Origin of the sequence: Synechococcus sp. R6-10 (assembly GCF_047461815.1) — a bacterium.
GTDB lineage: Bacteria > Cyanobacteriota > Cyanobacteriia > Thermostichales > Thermostichaceae > Thermostichus.
This window is the reverse complement of the sequence record NZ_JANSHW010000280.1, coordinates 1-4995: the sequence shown is the minus strand read 5'-3', so window position 1 is coordinate 4995 and position 4995 is coordinate 1. Positions and strand designations below refer to the sequence as shown.

Annotated in this window: 5 protein-coding genes; 4 read left to right on the top strand and 1 reads right to left on the bottom strand. The window is 58.0% G+C overall.

Annotation, left to right across the window (positions count from 1 at the left end):
- The 4 genes from NW837_RS08660 to NW837_RS08645 form a co-directional block, all read left to right on the top strand.
- A partial coding sequence (locus tag NW837_RS08660; protein WP_414330714.1) for a recombinase family protein occupies positions 1-921 on the top strand: 921 nt, incomplete at its 5' end.
- Positions 922-1292: 371 nt separating this feature from the next.
- Positions 1293-2129, top strand: a complete 837-nt coding sequence (gene bchL, locus NW837_RS08655) for a ferredoxin:protochlorophyllide reductase (ATP-dependent) iron-sulfur ATP-binding protein (RefSeq protein WP_041437180.1) — start codon at positions 1293-1295, stop codon at positions 2127-2129.
- A gap of 168 nt (positions 2130-2297) precedes the next feature.
- Positions 2298-3275 carry a protochlorophyllide reductase gene (locus NW837_RS08650; protein WP_414330712.1) on the top strand — a complete coding sequence of 326 codons (978 nt, stop codon included), beginning with the start codon at positions 2298-2300 and terminating at the stop codon, positions 3273-3275.
- A gap of 40 nt (positions 3276-3315) precedes the next feature.
- Complete coding sequence (locus NW837_RS08645; protein WP_414330710.1) at positions 3316-4716, top strand: ferredoxin:protochlorophyllide reductase (ATP-dependent) subunit N; 1401 nt, start codon at positions 3316-3318, stop codon at positions 4714-4716.
- Here the strand turns inward: NW837_RS08645 and NW837_RS08640 are convergent.
- Positions 4713-4958 (bottom strand): hypothetical protein, encoded by a 246-nt coding sequence (locus NW837_RS08640; RefSeq protein WP_414330709.1) that lies wholly within the window; start codon positions 4956-4958, stop codon positions 4713-4715. The two genes, NW837_RS08645 and NW837_RS08640, sit on opposite strands and share 4 nt — an antisense overlap.
- Between the last annotated feature and the right edge of the window lie 37 nt (positions 4959-4995).

The window sequence follows — 4995 nt, the reverse complement described above, 5'->3', positions numbered from 1 at the left end:
GCCCAAAACCGCCTGGCGGGCAAACCCCCCCCTGGCCCTGCCCCCTTTGGCTACCGCCGCGAAGGGGAACGCTACGTGCTGGATCGCCGGCAGGCCAGCATCGTTCAGGATTTTTTCCAGCACTTTCTCCTCTACGGATCCCTGCGGCAGGCGGTGCGCTTCTTGGAGGAAAAACACCACAAGCGGATTTCTGTGGCCACCGGACGCAACTGGCTGCTCAACCCGGTATACCGCGGGGATCTGGCCTATGCCGACGGCACCACCCTGCGGGACACTCACCCGGCCCTTCTCAGCCGCACGGAAGCCGCCCAGATCGATCGCTGGCTCAAACGCAACCAAGGGATCCCGCGTCGCAGCGCCAGCGCCCCCCGCGCTTTGGCCGGCCTGGTTCATTGCTGCGCTTGTGGCAGCCTTCTGCGCATTGTGCAAACCACCCCTCGCAAGGGGAAAAAGAACGGATCCCCCTACCTCTATCTGCGCTGCCAAACCTGTCGCTACAGCCTCCACTACACCGAAGTCCTGCAAGAGGTGATCCGGCAGGTGTGCGAACAACTGCCCCAACGCGCCCAGACGCTGGATCGACAAGCCCTCACTCAAGCCCGCCAAGAGCTGCAAGCCCAAATCCAGGCCAATACCGAGCGGCTGCGGCAATTGGAAGAGCTACAGCAATCTGGACTGATGGACGAAGCCTCTCTGGCCCAGCGTCGCTACCAGTTGCGAGCAGAGACGGCCCGCTTGGCCCAAAAGCTGGAGCAACTCCCCCCCGCCAACCTCACCCAGACCATCCAAACCCTCTCCATCCCGCCCTTCTGGCAAGACCTCAGCGAGACCGAACGGCGTGCCTACCTGCGGGAATTCCTGCGCAGGATCGAGGTGGATTCTGCAGGAGCGGTGCGAGTTACGTTTGCCTTCGATCCCTGAGAGCGAAGGGTTCCCCCCACCTTCCCCCCAGAATTGAGACCATTCTTGATTCTTTCTCAGCCCAGACCTGCCTCAGCGCCAAGCCAAGAGGACGGGATCAGCGCCATGGCATAGCTGAATCCTTCCCGATTTGGGTGAATTGTCATCTGGAATTGTTTTCTTTTGATCACTGATGAAAGTATATCTAAAACTAAAATCGGGAAAAACATCAAAAATCGACTTGAGAAGCCCTGGGAACTTTCTTAGGACCATTTGCAAGATCTTGGAACTTCTAGCTTTTTGAGGGATCCACCTTTATCCTTCGCAACAGTTCTCAGGGGGCGGGTTGGCTGCCGATAATGTCCCTTGTCTGCCCCATGGAGGAACGCGCTGTGAAATTGGCGGTTTACGGAAAAGGTGGGATCGGCAAATCCACCACCAGTTGCAACATCTCGGTGGCCTTGGCCAGGCGGGGCAAAAAGGTCTTGCAGATTGGCTGTGATCCCAAGCACGACAGCACCTTCACCCTGACCGGCTTTCTCATCCCCACCATCATCGACACCCTGGAAGCCAAGGGCTATCACCACGAAGACATCTACCCAGAAGATGTGATCTACCGCGGCTACGGCGGCGTGGACTGCGTGGAAGCGGGTGGGCCCCCGGCAGGGGCCGGCTGTGGCGGCTATGTGGTGGGGGAAACCGTCAAACTCCTGAAGGAGCTAAACGCCTTCGATGAGTACGATGTCATCCTCTTCGATGTGTTGGGGGATGTGGTGTGCGGCGGTTTTGCGGCTCCCCTCAACTACGCCGACTACTGCCTGATCGTAACCGACAACGGCTTTGATGCCCTGTTTGCCGCCAATCGGATTGCTGCCTCGGTGCGAGAAAAGGCCAAAACCCGCAAGCTGCGGTTGGCCGGGCTGATCGGCAATCGCACCAGTAAGCGGGATCTGATTGACAAATACGTCTCGGCAGTTCCCATGCCGGTTATCGAGGTGCTTCCCCTCATTGAAGATATTCGCGTCTCGCGGGTCAAGGGCAAGACCCTCTTCGAGATGGCGGAAACCGATCCCAGCCTGGAGCCTGTCTGCCAGTACTACCTGAACATCGCCGATGAGCTGCTGGCCCGTCCGGAAGGGATCGTGCCCCAACCTGCCGAGGATCGGGAGCTGTTTGCTTTGCTCTCCGACTTTTACAACACTCCAGCCCGCCAACTGGCCTTGGTGTAAGGGATCCCCTGCCAGCGGGGGCAGTGTGTCCAAAAATGAAGCCACTGTTTCGGAAGACTGTCGCAAACCTTATCAATTTGTTGTCCGATCCGCTTTCCACTCCAAGATGGATCCTGCAGGGATCCCTGGGGATCCCGCTTTGGGAAGGAAATGGCACAGGAGTTGGATATGCAAGGACAAGAGCAACCCACCGTCGTGATTACCGGAGCTTCCTCGGGTGTTGGCCTATACTCAGCTTTGGCCTTGGCCAAGCGCGGCTGGCACGTGGTGATGGCCTGTCGGGATCTGGACAAAGCCTACCGGGTGGCCCAACAAGTGGGGATCCCCCAGGGCAGCTATACCCTGATGCAGATCGACCTAGCCAGCTTGGCCAGCGTGCGGCGGTTTGTCGAGCAGTTCCGCAACTGGGGCCGTTCCTTGGACGCCTTGGTCTGTAATGCCGCCATCTACATGCCCTTGCTCAAGCAGCCCTTGCGCAGCCCGGAAGGATATGAGCTGACCATGGCCACCAACCATCTGGGGCATTTCTTGCTCTGCCACTTGATGCTGGAGGACCTGAAACGCTCCACCTATCCAGATCGGCGGCTGGTGATCTTGGGCACGGTTACCCACAATCCCAAAGAGCTGGGGGGTAAGATCCCACCCCAACCCCACCTGGGGGATCTGCGGGGGTTTGCCCAGGGCTTCAAGGATCCCATCAGCATGGCCGATGGCGGCAAATTCGATCCGGTGAAAGCCTACAAAGACAGCAAAGTCTGCAATATCCTCACCATGCGCGAGCTGCACCGCCGCTTCCATGAGAGCACTGGCATCACCTTCCTCTCCCTCTATCCGGGGTGTGTAGCCACCACGGCTCTGTTCCGCCATCACTATCCCCTGTTTCAAAAACTTTTCCCCTGGTTTCAAAAAAACATCACGGGCGGATTTGTTTCTCAGGAATTGGCCGGAGAGCGGGTGGCCCAAGTGGTGGCCGATCCCGAGTTTCGTCGGTCGGGATTCTACTGGAGCTGGGGTAACCGGCAACGCAAGAATGCCAAGCCCTTTAACCAAGAAGTCTCTGACGAGGCGGCAGACGATGCCAAGGCCAAATTGCTTTGGGATCTCAGCGAAAAATTGGTGGGTGTGCCCCAGTTGGTAGCCCTCTAGTTGGCAACGTTCCCTTCTTTTATGTTTTTAGGAGACGAGCATGAATGCTGCTTTGGATAGTGCCAACGCCCTTAACTTCCAGTGCGAAACCGGCAATTACCATACCTTTTGCCCGATTAGTTGTGTAGCTTGGCTTTATCAAAAAATTGAAGACAGCTTCTTTTTGGTCATCGGCACCAAAACCTGTGGCTACTTTCTGCAAAACGCCATGGGGGTGATGATCTTTGCCGAGCCCCGCTATGCCATGGCGGAGCTGGAAGAGGGGGATATTAGCGCCAAGCTCAGCGACTATGAGGAGCTGAAGCGGCTGTGCCTGCAAATTCAGCGGGATCGCAATCCCAGCGTGATTGTCTGGATCGGCACCTGCACCACCGAGATCATCAAAATGGATCTGGAGGGCCTAGCCCAGAAGCTGGAAGGGGAGATCGGGATCCCGATTGTGGTGGCACGGGCCAATGGCCTCGACTACGCTTTTACCCAAGGGGAAGACACGGTTTTGGCCTCGATGGCTCAACGCTGCCCAGAGCAGGTGCGGGCAGAGGAGCAGGAAACCCGCGGGGGTCTCCAGGCCCTTTTCTACGGGCTCCGCTCCGGAAAAAAGAAAGAGGAGGAAGGCTTCCACAAGCATCCTCCCTTGGTGATCTTCGGCTCGGTGCCCGATCCGGTGGTGACCCAACTCACCCTGGAGCTGAAAAAACACGGGATCCGCGTCTCCGGCTGGTTGCCGGCCAAACGCTATGGGGAGCTGCCGGCCATCGAGCCGGGCACCTATGTGGTGGGGGTGAATCCTTTCCTCAGCCGCACGGCCACCACGCTGGTACGCCGTAAAAAGGCTAAGCTCATCACCGCTCCTTTTCCCATCGGGCCGGATGGCACCCGCGCCTGGATAGAAGCCATTGCCCGCGAATTGGGGATCCCAACTCAAGGCTTGGCAGAGCGGGAAGCGGAAGTGTGGAGCCATCCCCAGGTTCGGGATTATCGGGAGCTGCTGCGGGGCAAGAGCGTTTTCTTCATGGGCGATAACCTGTTGGAGATCTCGCTGGCCCGTTTCCTGGTGCGCTGCGGCATGACGGTGCAGGAAATCGGGATCCCTTACATGGACAAACGCTACCAAGCGGCTGAGCTGGCCCTCTTGGAGCGCACCTGCGAAGAGATGGGGGTACCCAAGCCCACCATCGTAGAAAAGCCGGATAACTACAACCAAATCCAGCGCATCAAGGCCCTGCAGCCGGATCTGGTGATCACAGGTATGGCCCACGCCAACCCCCTAGAGGCACGGGGGATAACCACCAAGTGGTCGGTGGAGTTCACCTTCGCCCAGATCCACGGCTTCGGCAACACCCAGGCTCTGCTGGAGCTGGTGACCCGACCGCTGCGGCGCAATGCTGCCCTCAAAGGCTTGGGTTGGGAGCGGCTGGTGCGAGAAGAAGCCCCTATCTAACCTTCCGGCTCCTCATTGTCAAACAGTAGACCGTCTAGGTGATCTGGCAGTTGCTGCCGGTCGATCCAGACCATGCCCGCCAGAATAGCTTCGGCCTCGTTTTGAAAGTAGCCGTAGGCTTTGGTGCCAATCTCCGACTCGCAAGAGCCATCTTGCTGGAGCAGCCGGCAGCGAAAGATAAACCCCTTCTCTGTAGCTTGGGTGGTGATGCTGATACATTTACGCTGAACACTGCTGAACATCACTGTTCAACTATGCAGCGATAGCATTCTGTTTGTT